At 62.5% G+C, this 16,997-nt stretch carries 14 protein-coding genes; 10 read left to right on the forward strand and 4 right to left on the reverse strand.

All coding sequences use genetic code 11. From position 1 onward, the window contains the following. Positions 1-46 precede the first annotated feature (46 nt). Both pgsC and pgsB read right to left on the reverse strand, forming a co-directional pair. Positions 47-541 carry a poly-gamma-glutamate biosynthesis protein PgsC gene (gene pgsC, locus PLANPX_RS21405; RefSeq protein WP_152100692.1) on the reverse strand — a complete coding sequence of 165 codons (495 nt, stop codon included), beginning with the start codon at positions 539-541 and terminating at the stop codon, positions 47-49. 107 nt (positions 542-648) lie between these two features. Beyond that, entirely contained in the window at positions 649-1,845 is a 1,197-nt protein-coding gene (gene pgsB / locus PLANPX_RS21410) for a poly-gamma-glutamate synthase PgsB (RefSeq protein WP_152100693.1), read from the reverse strand. A 342-nt stretch (positions 1,846-2,187) separates the two neighbouring features. Here pgsB and PLANPX_RS21415 point away from each other — a divergent pair, with 342 nt between their 5' ends. Continuing rightward, the gene (locus tag PLANPX_RS21415) at positions 2,188-3,939 is read left to right on the forward strand and encodes a glutamine--tRNA ligase/YqeY domain fusion protein (protein ID WP_152100694.1); all 1,752 of its coding nucleotides are present in this window, start codon (positions 2,188-2,190) and stop codon (positions 3,937-3,939) included. Positions 3,940-3,967: 28 nt separating this feature from the next. Here PLANPX_RS21415 and PLANPX_RS21420 read toward each other — a convergent pair whose 3' ends face one another. Continuing rightward, on the reverse strand, positions 3,968-4,570 hold the full coding sequence (locus PLANPX_RS21420) for a transposase (protein ID WP_172992231.1): 603 nt from the start codon (positions 4,568-4,570) through the stop codon (positions 3,968-3,970). A gap of 136 nt (positions 4,571-4,706) precedes the next feature. Here PLANPX_RS21420 and PLANPX_RS21425 point away from each other — a divergent pair, with 136 nt between their 5' ends. The 8 genes from PLANPX_RS21425 to PLANPX_RS21460 all read left to right on the forward strand — a co-directional run bounded on the left by PLANPX_RS21425 (position 4,707) and on the right by PLANPX_RS21460 (position 14,935). After that, positions 4,707-6,029, forward strand: a complete 1,323-nt coding sequence (locus tag PLANPX_RS21425) for a DUF1559 domain-containing protein (RefSeq protein ID WP_172992232.1) — start codon at positions 4,707-4,709, stop codon at positions 6,027-6,029. 236 nt (positions 6,030-6,265) lie between these two features. Then, the gene (locus PLANPX_RS21430; protein ID WP_152100697.1) at positions 6,266-7,600 is read left to right on the forward strand and encodes a hemolysin family protein; all 1,335 of its coding nucleotides are present in this window, start codon (positions 6,266-6,268) and stop codon (positions 7,598-7,600) included. 40 nt (positions 7,601-7,640) lie between these two features. Then, positions 7,641-9,104: a sulfatase gene (locus PLANPX_RS21435; protein ID WP_152100698.1), complete on the forward strand. Its 1,464-nt coding sequence runs from the start codon at positions 7,641-7,643 to the stop codon at positions 9,102-9,104. 127 nt (positions 9,105-9,231) lie between these two features. Then, a complete protein-coding gene (locus PLANPX_RS21440; protein ID WP_152100699.1) occupies positions 9,232-10,992 on the forward strand; it encodes a serine/threonine-protein kinase in 1,761 nt (586 codons plus the stop codon). 168 nt (positions 10,993-11,160) lie between these two features. Beyond that, complete coding sequence (leuC, locus tag PLANPX_RS21445; RefSeq protein WP_152100700.1) at positions 11,161-12,576, forward strand: 3-isopropylmalate dehydratase large subunit; 1,416 nt, start codon at positions 11,161-11,163, stop codon at positions 12,574-12,576. A 177-nt stretch (positions 12,577-12,753) separates the two neighbouring features. After that, complete coding sequence (leuD, locus tag PLANPX_RS21450) at positions 12,754-13,350, forward strand: 3-isopropylmalate dehydratase small subunit (protein WP_152100701.1); 597 nt, start codon at positions 12,754-12,756, stop codon at positions 13,348-13,350. A gap of 95 nt (positions 13,351-13,445) precedes the next feature. After that, positions 13,446-14,594, forward strand: coding sequence for a hypothetical protein (locus tag PLANPX_RS21455; protein ID WP_152100702.1), 1,149 nt, complete (start codon positions 13,446-13,448; stop codon positions 14,592-14,594). 20 nt (positions 14,595-14,614) lie between these two features. Continuing rightward, on the forward strand, positions 14,615-14,935 hold the full coding sequence (locus PLANPX_RS21460; RefSeq protein WP_152100703.1) for a hypothetical protein: 321 nt from the start codon (positions 14,615-14,617) through the stop codon (positions 14,933-14,935). 86 nt (positions 14,936-15,021) lie between these two features. On the opposite strand, the gene PLANPX_RS21465 is transcribed toward PLANPX_RS21460, so the two are convergent. Further along, the gene (locus PLANPX_RS21465) at positions 15,022-15,588 is read right to left on the reverse strand and encodes a PSP1 C-terminal domain-containing protein (protein WP_152100704.1); all 567 of its coding nucleotides are present in this window, start codon (positions 15,586-15,588) and stop codon (positions 15,022-15,024) included. Between the two features lie 201 nt (positions 15,589-15,789). Between PLANPX_RS21465 and bioB the strand changes: the two genes are divergently transcribed. Further along, a complete protein-coding gene (bioB, locus tag PLANPX_RS21470; protein ID WP_152100705.1) occupies positions 15,790-16,824 on the forward strand; it encodes a biotin synthase BioB in 1,035 nt (344 codons plus the stop codon). Positions 16,825-16,997: the final 173 nt, after the last annotated feature.

A 16,997-nucleotide genomic window follows, 5' to 3' on the forward strand; every position in this document is an offset into this window, starting at 1 on the left:
GCTGATGCGCCGCCTAACTCGAATGCCCGCCGTCGCAGTTGGACGCCTAGGCGCCCAGGTTCTGCAGTTCCATCCCGAACACGAGCATGAGCGCCAACCGCACCACGACCGCAGAAGTGACCAGGGCAGAGAGCGTCTCCACCACCCCTTGGCGATCCATCCAAATGGCGATCAGGCCGGGAATGACGTAGCCGATTGGCTCCCACTCAGCGGGAATCGGGCTCAGCGTGCTGAGCTGGTACAGCGACTCGGAGGCGTAAAACGGAATCTGCGTCATCGCCCCGCGGACCAGGTAGCCGACGATGATCATCAACACCGTCCGCCGCTTGCCGTAGATGATGATGAACGTCGACAGCGAGTGCACCACCAAGTAGGTGACGAACGACGCCGCCAGCGTCAATGCGATGTCGATCGGCCGATTGAGGTACAACGCGATGTACCCCGGCACGACCATGCCGCCGGCCGCGAGGCCGAACATTTCGGAGAACATCAGGCTCACGGCGAGGCCGATGCCGATCGAAGCGGTGAGAATATCAATCATCTAAGTGATGCGTGTGTTTGTAGGTTAGTAAGTATTTAAGTGAGTAAGTACTGTGACTGCGTATGGCGAGCGAGCGGCTGCACGTCGGCAGCTTGATTGGCCCTTCGCTATTTAAACGTTCGCACCGTACTACGGTTGGCGAAGTAGCGGACGACCTCGAGGCCGACGCCGCCGATGTTCGCCATGCCCATCGCCAGCGAACGGCGACCGGTGAGTTCGACGATGCTTTCGAAAATATCCTCAGCGGGATGATCTTCGGCGAAGACCATCTTCTGCGGATCAAGCCCTGCCTTCACGGCATACTTGGCGAAGATGTACGTTCCCGAACCAATGAGCAGATAATGATCGGCCGCAGGCCATTGCGCGACGACCGTTCCGAGCTGCCGCGAGCGATCGGGGCGATCAGATCGGCAATTGAACACGGCGATTCGCTTCTCGACGTCGGCGTAGCGTTCGAGCGCGAGCCGCCAGATACGCTCGGTCGACTGCGGATCGTTCGCCGCGAAGCCGTTGACGAAGTTGATCTGTCGACCGAAGAAGTCCATCTCATGGGCGGTCATGGCGCCCGGATCGGGAAGCGCCCGCCACATGCCGGGGAGCGCCGCGCCCTTTTCGACGCCGACCGCTTGGCACACCTTCAGCGCCAGCGCGACGTTCTCCGCATGCTCAACGTAGGAAAACCCAGCCAAATCGAGCGGTGTGATCGCGGCTACTTCGGCGTCGCCGACGGCGATCAGTTCGCACTTCCGATCGCGGCACACTTTCTCGAAGACGTCGAGGTACACCTGCTCGGCCGTGTACAGCTTGCCGCCGACCGGCACCATGCCCGCGAGCGCCTTCGCCACGTCGCGGCCGCCAGGGCCCATGACGTCCAGATGATCCTCGCGGGCGTTGGTGATCACCGCGTGGGTCGCGCGAACCAGCTTGTCTTCACACAGCCACTGCAGGGAAGGAATCAGCGCCATGCATTCGAGCACCAGCGCGTCGGCGTCGATCTCCGCCGTGGCCGCGACGATGCGGATTTGTTCGATGACGTTCGCCTTCGCCGGGCGAAACACCGGGTACTCCGAACCGTCCGGCATGATCATTCGCGGAAGCGTGCCGGTTGTTTTGCAGCAGGTGCGCTTGCCGGCATTACGCAAGCCAGCGGCGATCAGCCGCGCGACGCTCGACTTGCCGCGAGTGCCGTTCACATGGATGCGAACGGGAATTTGGTACAGCTTGCGGCGATGGGCTGCTAGCTCCGCGACGCCGCCGCCGATAAGGAGACCGGTCGTGGCGGCAAGGGCGGCAAAAGCGCTCATAAACGAATCCGAAGTGAGTCAGCCTTTCAGTCCAACGGCCGCCACGAGGCGCGCCGCCAACTGAAAGCCAGCCAGGCAAGCATGCCTGACCGACGGGGAAGCAAGGCAACCTGTCTTGCCAACATTCCCCGCAGTGCCGGAGGCGCATAGATTATAGAAACGATTAATTTTGCCAAGCCCATCTGGGGAATTGGCAGACTGGGTAATGCTAGCACTCGAGCCTTCAGCGCCTGCGTCGCAGCGATCGCTCTGCTGTCTAGTGAGACACTTTGCTAGACTACCGCACTCAACCTGCCCCGCCCCGCTCGCCCAAACCCGCTCGCCGTATCACGGAATCTCGCCATGTCGCCCGACGCCCCCGCTGGCAACGATAAGACCGCCTCGCGCAACTTCATTCAGCAGATCATCGACGCCGACCGCGCCGCCGGAAAGAACGCCGGCCGCGTCCACACGCGCTTCCCGCCCGAGCCGAACGGCTACCTCCACATCGGCCACGCGAAAAGCATCTGCTTGAACTTCGGCCTCGCGAAGGAATTCGGCGGCAAGTTCAACTTGCGGTTCGACGACACGAACCCGGCGAAAGAGGAACAGGAGTATGTCGATTCGATCGTCGACGATGTGAACTGGTTGATCGCTGGGTTCGGGGAAACGGAAGGGTTCAGGGTTCAGGGTTCAGCAAAGACATCTTCAACTGAACCCTCTCTCCTGAACCCTGAACCCTTTTTTGCGTCCGACTACTTCGATCAGCTCTATGCCTGGGCGGTCCAGTTGATCAAAGACGGCAAGGCGTACGTTTGCGATCTCACCGCCGAGCAAATGCGCGAGTACCGCGGCTCGCTCACCGCGCCGGGCAAAGACAGCCCCAACCGCAATCGTACCGTTGCGGAGAATCTCGATCTGTTCGAGCAGATGCGGGCTGGCAAGTTCGCAGACGCCAGTCGCACGCTTCGCGCGAAGATCGACATGGCGTCGCCGAACATCAACATGCGCGACCCGGTGCTCTACCGCATCAAGCGGGCCCACCACCATCGCACGGGCGACAAGTGGTGCATCTACCCGTCGTACGACTACACCCACGGCCAAAGCGATTCGATCGAAGGGATCACCCATTCGATCTGCACGCTTGAATTCGAAAACCATCGCCCGCTGTACGATTGGTTCTGCCGCGAGCTCGGCATCCACCATCCGCAGCAGATTGAATTCGCCCGCCTCAACCTCACCTACGCGGTGATGAGCAAGCGGAAGCTGCTGCAACTGGTCCAAGAGAAGCACGTCACCGGCTGGGACGACCCGCGGATGCTCACCATCCGCGGCCTGCGCCGCCGCGGCTATACCCCGGAGGCGATGCGGGCGTTCTGCGAACGGATCGGCGTCGCGAAGTTCAACAGCACGATCGACATGGCGTGGCTTGAGGACGCCATCCGCGAAGACCTCAACGAACGCGCCCCGCGGGCGATGGGCGTGTTGCGGCCGCTGAAGGTCGTGCTCACCAACTTGAAGGAAGGCGAAACGATCGAACTCGATGCGCCGAACCATCCGCAAAAGCCGGAGATGGGCTCGCGCAAGATCCCGCTGACCCGCGAGATCTATATCGAGCAGGAAGACTTCATGGAAGAAGCCCCCAAGAAGTTCTTCCGTTTGAAGCCCGAAGGCGAAGTCCGCCTCCGCTGCGCCGGCATCATCAAGTGCGACGAAGTAGTAAAAGACGCCGCGGGCAAAGTGACCGAGCTCCGCTGCACATTCGATCCTGATCACTCCCGCAAGGTGAAGGGAACGATCCACTGGGTCTCGGCGCCCAATGCGCTCACCGCCGAGGTCCGACTGTACGATCACCTATTCGGCGTCGAGAACCCAGACAACGCCCCCGAGGGGAAGACGTTCCTCGACAACCTCAATCCGAACTCGCTGGAGATTCTCAAGGACGCGAAGCTCGAGCCATCGTTGAAAAAGGCGAAGCCGGGCACAAGCTTCCAGTTCGAACGGACGGGATACTTCTACGTCGACCCCGTCGATTCGAAGCCGGGGCAACCAGTCTTTAATCGCACCTCGACGCTACGAGACAGTTGGACCAAAGAACAAGGAACCCCGGCGTAGACCGCTTAAGCGGTCCACGCCCCCACGTTCACTTAGGCTTCTTCAAATAACGCTTATAAGGAACCTCTTCCATAAACGCCTTGAGTTGATGTGAGCGCCGAATCGCCAGCTCCAACTCAACGTTCACGCGCGTATGCGCATACTCGCGCCAATCCTGCGCCACCCCATGCCGCACCGCTTGCGTCAGCGTGTAGCGATACGCCCGCCGCGCCTGCAGCTCGTCGCGAATGCACCCATCGGAGTACTCCTTGTACTTCACGTCGCGCCAAAACTCCGCGCGACGTGCCGGCAGCAAATCGTTCACGAGCTTCGCCACCGATCCATGCACGCGCTGCATCATCTTCGATAGCTGCGACCCCTCGCGCAGATACCCCAACGTGTGATAGTGGTTATCGAGTAGCGAAGTCACCCACGGCGTGAAACCGCACTCCGCTGTGTAGTGCGCGAACCGATCCCAAAAGATCTCCTTCGCACGCTCGCTGGCAATCGCGGGAAACTGATCGCGACAGCGGGCCGTGATGAAGTAGACCTGATTGTCGACCAGCCAGTGCTCATACCGATGCTCGCCGTGATGAACGGGATTCTCGCTGCGAGAGATCTTTTTGATCGGCTTCCCCATGCGAAGCAGCATAACACAACAATTAACTAGACATTTCACAGGAAAGCGCCTGGCCGGAAAAATTCCTTGCTTTTCGGCTCTCAATAGAGGACGATGTCGTCGGCTCAAACGAACGCCCATTCAACCTCCTCGCGAAGCGTTTCCAAACATGTCTCCTCTCCGCGCATTCCCGACGTTTCATCTCTCGCTCTGCCTGACGCTGGCTCTTTCGACGGCGTTCGCCCCGTCGCTCGGCATCGCTCAAGAGGCCGCCGCACGCCCCGCTGCGTCAGCCTCTGAGAGCTCCGCAAATTTGGAGTACGTCATCCCGAGCGCCGTCGTGGTGCTGATCGCGAAGCCTGAGCAGATTCTCAAGTCTTCCGCGGCGGAATTATTCCCCATCGAGATCTTGCAAGCAGCGTCGATCCAAGAAACCGGTCTCGATCCGCTTGAAGCCAGCGAAGTGGTGCTCTCCGTTTCGCCGCCGATCGCGGGACCGCCGAGCTACTCGTTGCTAGCGACGTTTAACGACGACGCCACCCTCAAGGCTAGCGCGATCGCGCGGCACACGGAGCAGACGACGCTCGCCGACAAGATCGTCGAAATCTACAATGGCGTGCGGGAGGCGCTTTCCGACAAGATCGCTGAACAGGCTCGCCAAGCGCTCGCCAGCGACGATCCCATCCAACAAGCTGCCGGACGCTACTCGCAACGTATGCAGAAGAAGTGGGACGCCGTGCCGGGCCTCGTGCAGGAAGGCGACCGCATCGTTCTGTTTCGAGCCGATCTGACCAAGTCTGAAGGCAACCAACTCGTCTACGTCGCCACGGTCGGAACTCTCGTCGGCTTGCTACTGCCGGCGGTCCAAGCGGCGCGCGAAGCCGCCCGGCGAAACCAAGCGATGAACAACATGAAGCAAATCGTGCTCGGCATGTACAACTACGAGTCCGCAAAGGCGGCGTTTCCGACCGATGTGAAACTCGACGCGGACGGCAAGCCGCTCCTCAGCTGGCGCGTCCTCATCCTTCCGTACATCGAAGAGTATGAGCTTTACAAGCAGTTCCACCTGGACGAGCCGTGGGATAGCCCGCACAACAAGACGCTGATTTCCAAGATGCCGCCGGTTTTTTTGGATCCCAGCTCCAAGCTGACGCCGGCTGACGGCAAAACGTCGTACCTCGGCGTGAAAGGGGATGCCTACTTTTTCAATGGTTCGGCCAAAGGCCGCAGCTTCTCGAGCGTGCGCGACGGCACCTCCAACACGATTGCCTTCGTGCAAGTCGACGACGAAGCAGCCGTCACCTGGACGAAGCCGCAAGATTGGACGCCGAGCGAATCCGATTTGCTGAAGCCGTTCGACGGCCCGCACCCTGGCGGGTTCTTCGCCGGCTTCTGCGACGGTCACATTAGCTTTATCAGTTCGTCGATTGACCCAACGATGCTGCGTGCACTGCTGACGGCTAACGGCGGAGAAGTTATCGAATCGCGGTGATACTCGAACACGCAGCCGCCGCCAGATTGTTTAGGCGATCTCGGCGGCAGCGTTCCCGCGGGCAGCGTCGCGGATATCCGCGCAGTGCGGTGAGTGGCTAACCTGCACAAAGTCACAAACTCCGCCCAATCCAGCGACGCGTAGTTCCTCCGCGCTCCCTTCTCCCGTACGATGTACCGGCCGGGCGGCGACGCCCCGCGCGTCGCCCTGCCCCGCACACCCCGCCTGGGTCCTCCGTGGAAACGACGGCCGAACTGGTCACCATTCTCGTCCTGGTTCTGTTGAACGGATTTTTCGCCGGCGCCGAAATCGCCGTGCTCACCGCCCGCCGCAATCGGTTGCAGCAAGCCGCCGGTCAGGGGAGCAAAGGCGCCAAGGCGGCGATGTATCTCCTCGGCGATACGAATCGCTTCCTGTCGACTGTGCAGGTCGGCATCACCGGCGTCGGCACGCTCGCGGCGGCCTACGGCGGCGTGAGCCTGGTCAATCAGCTCTCCGAATACCTCAACACGCTGCCGACGCAGGCGATCGCCTCGAACAGCCGCGGGATCTCGCTCGCCGTGGTCACTGGCGGCATCGCGTTCACCTCGCTCATTCTCGGCGAGTTGGTTCCTAAGCGGGCCGCGCTCGCCTACGCCGAACGTCTGGCCACGGTCGTCGCGCCGCCGATGGCGCTGCTCAGCATCGTCGCCCGGCCGTTCGTCGCGGTGCTCGGCTTTGTGACGGCGCTCGTGTTGCGCATCTTGCGAGTCGATCCGCAAGCCGAGTCGTCCGTCAGCGTCGAAGACATCGAGCACCTCATCGAATCGGGCCGCGAGCAAGGGATCCTGCAGGAGACCGAACACGAAGTCGCGCTCGAAGCCCTGCAGCTCCGCAACCGCCGGGTGCGCGACATCATGCGAGCGCGGATCGACATCGACGCGGTCGACATCGAAACGCCGACCGAAGAAATCGTCGGCGTCATGGCGATGTCGGGCTTCTCGCGTCTGCCGGTGTACGAAGACAGCCTCGATCACATCATCGGCTTCCTCTACAACAAAGACGTCTTCCAGCAGTTCTACTTGCGTAAGGATGTTGAGCTCCGCAAGCTGCTGCGGGCGCCGCTGTTCGTCCCCGAATCGCTCTCGCTCGACCGGCTTCTCGTTTCGCTGCGTGAGAAGCATACGCAACTCGCGATCGTCCTCGACGAATTCGGCGGCACCCGCGGCATGGTCACGCTCGAAGACGTGCTGGAGGAACTCGTCGGTGAAATTTACGACGAGACGCAGCGCGTGGAGGCCGACATGATCGTCGCCCGCGACGGCGGCGGCTGGCTCGTCGACGGACAACTGCCGATGCACGACCTGATGGAACATTTGCCGTCCGGCGTGAACCTCAGCACCGATTCATTCGACTTCAGCACCGTCAGCGGCCTCGTCCTCGCCGTGCTGGAGCGACTGCCGACGGTCGGCGAGATCGTCCCCTGCGGCGACATTTCGATCGAGGTGGTCGACATGGACGGCAACCGCATCGATCGGCTGCTGATCACGCTGACGAAAGCGGCCGCGCCGAACGACGCCTCGCCCACGTAACCATCCACTAAACTTCGCTCATCGCCTGGCGGCGGCTTCTATGAATATCTCGAAACTCACACTCCTCGCACTCCTTGGCATCCTCAGCCAGCAGGCGTCGCTCCACGCCGCTGATCGCCCGCCGAACTTCGTCTTCATCCTCGTCGACGACCTCGGCCAGCGTGATCTCGGCTGTTACGGCAGCACATTTTACGAAACGCCCCGCATCGACGCTCTCGCCAAGAGCGGCCTGCGCTTCACCAGCGCCTACTCGGCCTGCCCCGTTTGCTCGCCGACGCGAGCGAGCATTCAATCGGGCAAGTACCCTGGTCGCCTCCACACGACCGACTACTTCGGCGGGCCAACGTACGATAAGGCGCTCCATGACGAGCGTTACGTCAGTCGCCCCGTGCTGCCGCCGAACTATCTCGAACGTCTGCCGCTCGAAGAACAGACCATCGCCGAGTCGCTCGCCGCGGCGGGCTATGCGACTTTTTACACCGGCAAGTGGCACCTCGGTCCGAAGGGCTATTGGCCCGAAGACCAAGGCTATCAAACGAACGTCGGCGGCAACCGCGCGAGTACGAACAAGAACCGCAAGTTTTTCTCGCCCTACAACAATCCCGATCTCCCCGACGGTCCTGATGGCGAGCAGCTCGACGAACGGCTCGCGAACGAAGCGGCCAACTTCATTCGCGATCACCGCGAGCAGCCGTTCCTCGTCTTCTTCGCGCAGTTCGACGTCCACGTGCCGCTGAACACGAAGCCCGAGCTGCGAAAGAAGTACCGCCAGAAGAAGGACGCGCTCGGTAACAATCAACCGGAGTTCGGCAAAGAGGGCGAGCGCGACGTCCGCCACGTGCAAAACCACCCCGTCTATAGCGGCATGGTCGAGTCGATGGATACGGCGGTCGGCATCGTGCTCGATGCGCTCGGAGAAGCGGGCGTCGAAGATGAAACGATCGTCATCTTCACCTCCGACAACGGCGGCCTTAGCACGGCCGAGGGTTCGCCGACGAGCAACCTGCCGCTTCGCGCCGGCAAAGGCTGGTACTACGAAGGAGGCGTCCGCGTACCACTGATCATCCGCTGGCCCGGCAAGACAAAGGCGGGCGCCACGACCGATAGCTACGTCATCAGCACCGACTACTATCCGACGATCCTCGAGATGGCGGGCCTCAAACTAAAGCCTGAGCAACACGTCGACGGCCGCAGCTTCGCCCCGCTGCTCAAAGGCGAATCGCAACCGGCCCGCGGGCCGATCTACTGGCACTACCCCCACTATGGCAATCAGGGGGGCCGCCCCTTCTCCGCGATTCGCGACGGCGATTGGAAGCTAATCGAATTCCTCGAAGATGGTCGCACCGAGCTGTACGACGTCGCGCACGACGAATCGGAGACGAAAAATCTTGCGGCGGCCGAGCCAGAGCGCACGGCTATGATGCAGAAACAACTTCACCTATGGCGGCAAGAAGCCAAGGTGCAAATGCCTCAGCGGAACCCGAAACTTAGCCCGCCCAAATAGCGCAATCGCCCATCTCGGCCGGATAATCGGGCGAGCGTTACGAGGAAGTCATCCAATTGCCCTAGATTGGCCCCGCGCGAACAATCCCCTGCCCCCGTGCGTCCTGACGTAATATGATATTAGCCTGATGCAAAAGGCTGCCTGGCGCATCTGGATGCCGGCAGCGAATTCGCAAGAATGCGGAGCCCTCCCCGTGGCCGATAGCAATCCCACCTTGGCCAACGCCCTCACCGTCGAGGCGCCCCGATCGGCGCTCAGTTCGGACGGCGCGTCGACGGCCCAATTAGAACTCTCCGCCCGCCGCCGCGTCGCGCTCGTCGAGGGCAGCACCCCTCACATGAGCAGTGAGACGCGCAGCTTGCTGCGGCGTCGCCTGCGAACCGTCGCGGTGCTGCTGTTCATCGGCTTTGGTTCGTTTCTGCTCTGGTCGCTCGTCCGTTGGAAGATGACCGAGCATCTGCAGGCCGAGTATCGCTGGGTCTTCTTCTCGCACGTGGCCGTTACCAGTTTGATGGGGCTCGCCGCGTGGAAGCTCTGCGCCAAGTGCGATCTCTCGCTTACGAAACTCCGCATCGGCGAAGCGGTCGTCTTTGGCGCGCCGTCGATCTTGTTCATCACGCTTACCTATCACAAGTTGCAATATTGCGCGGCCCTCGACGAAGGGCACGCCCACGTGGCGAGCTTCACCGCCGCATGGCTGCTGTTGATCTTCACCTACGCGATCTTCGTCCCGAACACCTGGAAGCGCGCCGCTTGGGTCATCGGCGCCATGGCGCTCGCGCCGCTCGTGGTGATGCTCGTCGCGTATCTGACGATCGATCAGTTCGCGGCCCTGCTGCGGACCGACGACTTCGACGACATGCCGGTCGAACAGGCGATGATGCTCGCGCTCGCGGCGATGACTGCGATCGTCGGCGTCCACACGATCAACACGTTGCGGCACGAAGCGTTCGTCGCCAAGCAGCTCGGCCAGTACCGCCTGAAGCGACTCCTCGGCGCCGGCGGCATGGGCGAGGTTTATTTGGCCGAGCATCAAATGATGAAGCGCCCCTGCGCCGTGAAAGTGATTCGCCCCGAGAAGGCGGGCGATCCGCAGGTGCTCGCCCGCTTCGAGCGCGAAGTCCGCGCCACGGCGAAGCTCTCGCATTGGAATTCGATCGACATCTACGACTACGGCCGCACCCCCGACGGCACGTTCTACTATGTGATGGAATTCCTTCCTGGGCATAACCTGGGCGAGTTGGTCCGCGAGCATGGCACGCTCCCCGCTTCGCGGATTTTGTACCTCATGCGACAAGTCTGCGATGCGCTCGCCGAAGCCCACAGCCACGGCTTGGTCCATCGCGACATCAAGCCGGCGAACATCTACTGCGCGTACCGCGGTGGCGTGTTCGACGTATCGAAGCTGCTGGACTTCGGTCTGGCGAAGCCGCTGACCGACACGAACGACTCGGGCCTGACGCAGGAAGGGTCGATCACCGGATCGCCGCTCTTCATGTCGCCCGAGCAAGCCGGCAGCGAAGAGGTTGACGGCCGCAGCGATATCTACTCGCTCGGCGCCGTGATGTACTTCATGGCGACCGGCAAGGCGCCGTTCGAATACGCCAGCCCGCTGAAGGTGATGATCGCCCACGCGAGCGAAGACCCGGAGCCGCCGCGCTATCTCAACGGCGAGATTCCGTCGGAACTCGAAGAAGTGATCCTCCGCTCGCTCGAGAAGCGGCCAGAAGACCGATTCCAAACGGTGGCCGAACTTCGCGAGGCCCTCGACCGCGTCCCGGTCGACACCGAGTGGACGGCCCGGATGGCCGCCGATTGGTGGAACAACTACGGCTGCCCGCAGCGAAAAGCGATGGCCGCCGAGGCCGTCGAACTAGCCGCAATCTGAACCAGCGGCTGTTTTGCCGTGTCTTTCCGGCGTCTTCCGCAGAACCTCTGCGCCGCCTAAAATGAGGAGTTCGCCCCCGCATCTGGGGCCGAACCGTACTCTAGCCCCTGGCTCCGCCAGAGGGTCGCGTCCCATACCGCTAGATAGCTATTCGATCGAGGCCAGTCGATGAGCGCCGCCGCCAAACCCCGCACGTTGTTTGAGAAAATCTGGGACGCCCACGTCGTCCACGCTGAAGAGGGTCGGCAATCGATTCTGTACATCGACCTGCAACTGGTGCACGAGGTGACGAGCGCTCAGGCGTTCGAAGGCCTCCGCCTTGCCGGCCGCAAGGTCCGCCGCCCCGAGCAGACGATCGCCACGGCCGATCACAACGTCCCGACGACCGATCGCAGCCTGCCAATCGCCGACCCGATCTCGAAGCAGCAGATCGACACGCTCCGCAATAACTGCAAAGAGTTCGGCATCACCCATTACGACATGGGCGACGTCCGTCAGGGGATCGTCCACGTTATCGGCCCGGAGCTCGGCTACACGCAGCCCGGCATGACGATCGTCTGCGGCGATAGCCACACCTCGACGCACGGCGCGTTTGGCGCCCTCGCCTTCGGCATCGGCACCAGCGAAGTCGAGCACGTCCTCGCCACGCAAACGCTGCTGCAATACAAACCGAAGACGCTCGAGCTTCGCACCAATGGCACGCTCGGCCGCGGCGTCACGGCGAAGGACCTCGTCCTCTACCTCATCGGCCAGCTCACCACCGACGGCGGCACCGGCTACTGCCTGGAATTCACCGGCGAAGCCCTCAAGGGCCTCACGATGGAAAACCGGATGACGATCTGCAACATGTCGATTGAGGCTGGCGCCCGCGCCGGCATGATCGCCCCCGACCAGACGACGTTCGACTACCTCAAGGGACGCCCCTTCGCCCCGGCCGGCGAAGCGTGGGACAAGGCCGTCGCTTATTGGAAGACGCTGCCGAGCGACCCCGGCGCCAAGTACGACAAGTCGCTTGTCTTCGAGGCGGCCAACATCGCCCCGCAAGTCACCTGGGGCACCAACCCCGGCCAGGTCGCGGCGATCACCGCCAACATCCCCCGTCCCGGCGACTTCAGCGATCCGACCGACCAGAAGACGACCGCCCAGTCGCTCGAATACATGGGCCTCACGGGCGGCGAACCGATCACCGATCTGAAGCTCGACCGCGTCTTCATCGGCTCGTGCACGAACGCCCGCATCGAAGACCTCCGCGCCGCCGCCGAAGTGGCGAAGGGCAAGAAGGTCTCAGGCCACGTCCAGGCAATGGTCGTCCCCGGCAGCGGCCAGGTGAAGGTGCAAGCCGAGTCGGAAGGCCTCGACAAAATCTTCAAGGAAGCGGGCTTCGACTGGCGTGAAGCCGGCTGCAGCATGTGCCTCGCGATGAACCCCGACAAGCTCGCCCCCGGCGAGCGGTGTGCCTCGACGAGCAACCGCAACTTCGAAGGCCGCCAAGGCAAGGGCGGCCGGACGCACCTTGTGAGCCCCGCGATGGCCGCAGCCGCTGCGGTAGCAGGGCACTTTGTCGACGTTCGTGATTGGAAGTAAAGGAATTGAACCACGACGACACAACGAGCACGACGGAAAGAATAGCGACTGTAAATCGCCTCCATCCCTCTTCCATTCGTCATTCGGATTTCGTCATTCGCCATTAATCATTTCCCCACGTCGTGCCTGTTGTGCCGTCGTGGTAAATCAAATCAATTAGGCTGATTAACGAATCACATGAAGCCCTTCACCACCCTCACTGGCACGACTGTCGCGATCGATCGCGCCAACATCGACACCGACCAAATCATCCCCAAGCAGTTCCTCAAGCGGATTGAACGCTCGGGCTTCGGCGAGTTCCTGTTCTGGGACTGGATGCGGCACGACGACGGCACGGTCAACGAAGAGTTCGAACTGAACAAGCCGTACGCCAAGGGGGCGAGCATCTTGCTGGCTCGCCGCAACTTCGGCAGCGGTTCGAGCCGCGAGCATGCTCCGTGGGCGCTCGAGGACTTCGGCTTCCTGGTCGTCGTCGCCCCCAGCTTCGCCGACATCTTCTACAACAACTGCTTCAAGAACGGCATGCTGCCGATCAAGCTGAGCGAAGAGCAAGTCGAAGAGCTGTTCCAGCGCGAGGCAAAGCACCGACCCTACCAACTGACGGCCGATCTCAACACGTGCACGCTTAGCGATGGTCACGGCTTCTCGGCGAAGTTCGAGGTCGAGCCGTTCCGCCGCCACTGCTTGCTGAACGGCCTGGACGATATCGGTCTCACGCTCGAACACGAAGCGAAGATCACAGCCTACGAAACGAGCCACGGCATCGGCGTGTAGCGTTGGCTTTCCGCCGGAAGATTTCACGCAAAGGCGCGAAGGCGCAAAGGAAATGGATGAACATCCGCGTATTCTTTGCGCCTTCGCGCCTTTGCGTGAGATTTGTCTTGGTTGGGGTTTTCGTCTGGGCTCAGACGCTGCTGCTTCGCGCTGCCGAAGTAGAGAAACCGGCTGAAGCCAAGCCGAGCGATCCCGCCGCCGCGGCGCCCTATGCCGAGCCGGGCGACGAGTCGGACCAGTATCAGGTCGAAACGCTGCTCTCCGGCCTCGACAACCCGTGTGCGGTCGTCGTGCGGCCCGAAGCTCGCGACGGGCAGCCGTACGAGATTTACGTCTCCGAGAGTGGCGCCGGGCAGGTGCTGCGAGTCACCAGCGACAAACCGAGCGAATCGACGCCGATCATCACCGGCTTCCCGGTCGACAGCTACGGCGACGCGAAGAAGGCCGAGTCCGAGTACCGCATCGGACCGCTAGGGCTCGCATTCATCACGCCAAAGAAGCTCGCCGTCGGCGGCGCCGGCTTGGAGCAGGGCGAAGACTTGGTGACCGTCTACTCGCTGCCGGAAGATGGCTCGGCGCTCGAGTACAAGCAGCAAGATCACGCCGTCGGCCCGATTCCCAAAGGAAAGAAGACGACCACCGGCGAAGGAAACTTCTACGGCCTCGCCAAGTCGGACGACGCGTTGTTCGTCACCTCGAACGGCGATGACGACGAAGCGTGGGTGCTGAAGGCCGACCTGAAAGCGAACAAGCTCCGCGACCTGCAGCCGTTCATTGCCACGAAGCGGCTCGTCGGCACAACCGGCCCGACGGGGGCGGTGGTGAACCCCAAGCAGAACGCCAACTATCTAGTGATCAGCCAGATGTCCGACTTCGAAACCGATCGCGACAGCCTTATCACGTTCTACAGTCCGCGCAGCGGCAAGGTCGCGCTCAATCAGCAGACGGGGCTCTACGACATCGCCGGACTTGCTTACAGCCCGACCGATAACTTGTACGCCGTCGACGTCGTGCGGGCCGATGCGAAACTCGGCGGCGTTTACCGCCTTGATTCAGCAGAGAAGGACGGTAAGCAAACGTGCCGCGCGGTAAAGATCGCCGGCGCCGAACGGCCGACGGCGCTCGCGTTTGGTCCAGACGGCGCGATGTACGTCACGGCCATCGGCCCGCGGCAAGCGCCGGGCACGCCGTCGACCGGCGTGCTGCTCAAGATCACCCCCAAGACCGACGCCGCCAAGTTCTAGAAGCAAAGCAGGGTTACCGCATGTCGCGCCGCGAAAAAATCGAAGCGATGCTCGTCGACGAACCGGGCGACACGTTCCTCCGCTATAGCCTGGCGATGGAACTGGAGAAGGAAGGCGCCAACGACGCCAGCCTCGCGAAGTTCAACGAGCTCACCCGCGACGAGCCGCCCTATGTGCCGGCGTTTTTCATGGCGGCGCAACAATTGGCGAAGCTCGATCGCGTGAACGAAGCCCGTGCGTACCTGCGCGACGGCATCGAAGCGGCCCGCACGCAAGGCAACGCCCACGCCGCCGGTGAGATGAGCGAGTTTCTGTCGTCGCTCGGCGCGGCGGGCGAGTAGCCCTCTAGCCCCGGGCTCCGCCCGGGGGTCACTCACCACGCCGAGACGCATTGCAGCGCAAACCGACCCCCGGGCGGAGCCCGGGGCTAGGAAGCGGAACGCTTCTTCTTCGTCCCGCAGGCGCTGGCGACGGCACAGCCGGTACAGCTCGCACAGCCGCCCTGCCCTTTGGCTTCGTCGGTCCCGCAGCCTGGCCCGCAACCTTCGCTCAGCGTGTCGGCGAAGCGGCGGAACTCGACGGCCGCTTCGTACGTTTCGGCCAGTCGGCGGGTGATGTCGGCCGCCTGCTGCGGCGGGTCGCCCATGAAGTAGAAGAAGAGCCCCTCGCCGTCGAACAGGTGCTCGACGTCGACGAGCGCCGCGGGCACCTCCGCCTCCGTGAGCAGCCGCTGGCAGGCGTCGAACGCCTCGTGCCGCTTCTGCTGCAGCCGGGCCTCGAGCAGGTCGTCCTGGACGCTCATCCGGCGGAGGATCGCCCCGTCGGGCTGGTGGACGCCGAGCGAATCGTCGGCCTCGGCCACCACTTCGCCCACCTCCAAGCCACGGGGGCTCCGCACCACGACGCGGCTGCGGCGAGGGTAACGAGCGGCGTCGGCGGCTGAAAAGCTGCCAACGTGGCCCAGCAGGCCGTAGCGGACTAGGTGAAAACCCATGCGGAAAGGCTCGACGAGGAAGGTCCTGGAATCACCAATTGTTACCCAGCGGCGCCGGCATGCCAAGTTCGACCCACCCAAGAGCCGTTAAACCTTGCCAAGGCCCGGCGAGTGGCGATACTCAAGGGTTCCAAATTCCTTCGAAATCAGCCCGCCGGCGGACCTGCCGGCCTGGCCGCGCCTCAGCCCGATCGACCTGATATGCCCACTGCCGTTGCCCCTTCGACAACCAACTGGAACGAACTCGCCGACCGCGTGCTCGACGGCTATCAGCTCACCGCGGAAGAGGCGGTGGCGATCCTGCGATCGCCCGACGAGGAACTGCTCGACCTGCTGGCCGCGGCCTATCGCGTGCGGCGGCATTACTTCGGGAAGACGGTGCAGCTTTACTTCCTGATGAACGCCAAGAGCGGCCTTTGCCCGGAAGATTGCAGCTACTGCTCGCAGTCGAAGGTCTCCGACGCCGAGATCCCGCGCTACAACCTGCTGAACCGCGAGAAGCTGATGGCGGGCGCCGCCGCGGCGGCCGAGCGGCAGGCGAAGACCTACTGCATCGTTATCTCGGCCCGCGGCCCGAGCGAGCGCGAGATCAAGGCGATCGAGACGATCGTTCCCGAGATCAAGCAGAAGTACGGCCTGCAAATCTGCGCGTGCCTGGGGCTGCTCACCCCCGATCAGGCCGATCGCCTCGCGGCGTGCGGCGTCAACAAGGTAAACCACAACCTCAACACGAGCGCCGAGCAATACGGCAACATCTGCTCGACGCACACCTACCAGGATCGCGTCGACACGCTGAAGGCCGTGCGCACTGCTGGCATGGAACTGTGCAGCGGCGGCATCGTCGGCATGGGCGAGCAGCCGCGCGACGTCGTCTCGATGGCAATCGAGCTGCGCGACCTCGGCGTCGAGTCGATCCCGGTCAACTTCTTCAACCCGATCGAAGGAACGCCGCTCGCCGGCCCGACGGAACTGACGCCGAACTACTGCCTCAAGGTGCTAGCAATGTTCCGGCTGGTGAACCCCGACCGCGAACTGCGGATCGCCGGCGGTCGCGAGATGCACCTGCGTAGCTTGCAGCCGCTGGGCCTCTACGCGGCGAACTCGGTTTTCGTCGGCGACTACCTCACGACGAAGGGCCAGCTGCCGGAGTCGGACTACGCGATGCTCCGCGATATGGGTTTTGAGGTGACCACTTCGGTGGAAGCCGAGACGGCTCGCGCTGCGGCGAATGCTTAACCACGAAGACTAGAAAGCACGAAGGGATTCGTGAGTAAGTGAAAGGCTAGCCGCTCGCGCAGTTGCTAGCACGTTCATTGCTCAGCTTTTTCTTACTTCCTTTCCTCCTCTTCGTGACCTCCTTCGCGGCTTCGTGGTGAACAGACCACGCACAGCCTGCAAACCACGCAGTC

The sequence above is a fragment of the Lacipirellula parvula genome (assembly GCF_009177095.1).
Taxonomy (GTDB): domain Bacteria; phylum Planctomycetota; class Planctomycetia; order Pirellulales; family Lacipirellulaceae; genus Lacipirellula; species Lacipirellula parvula.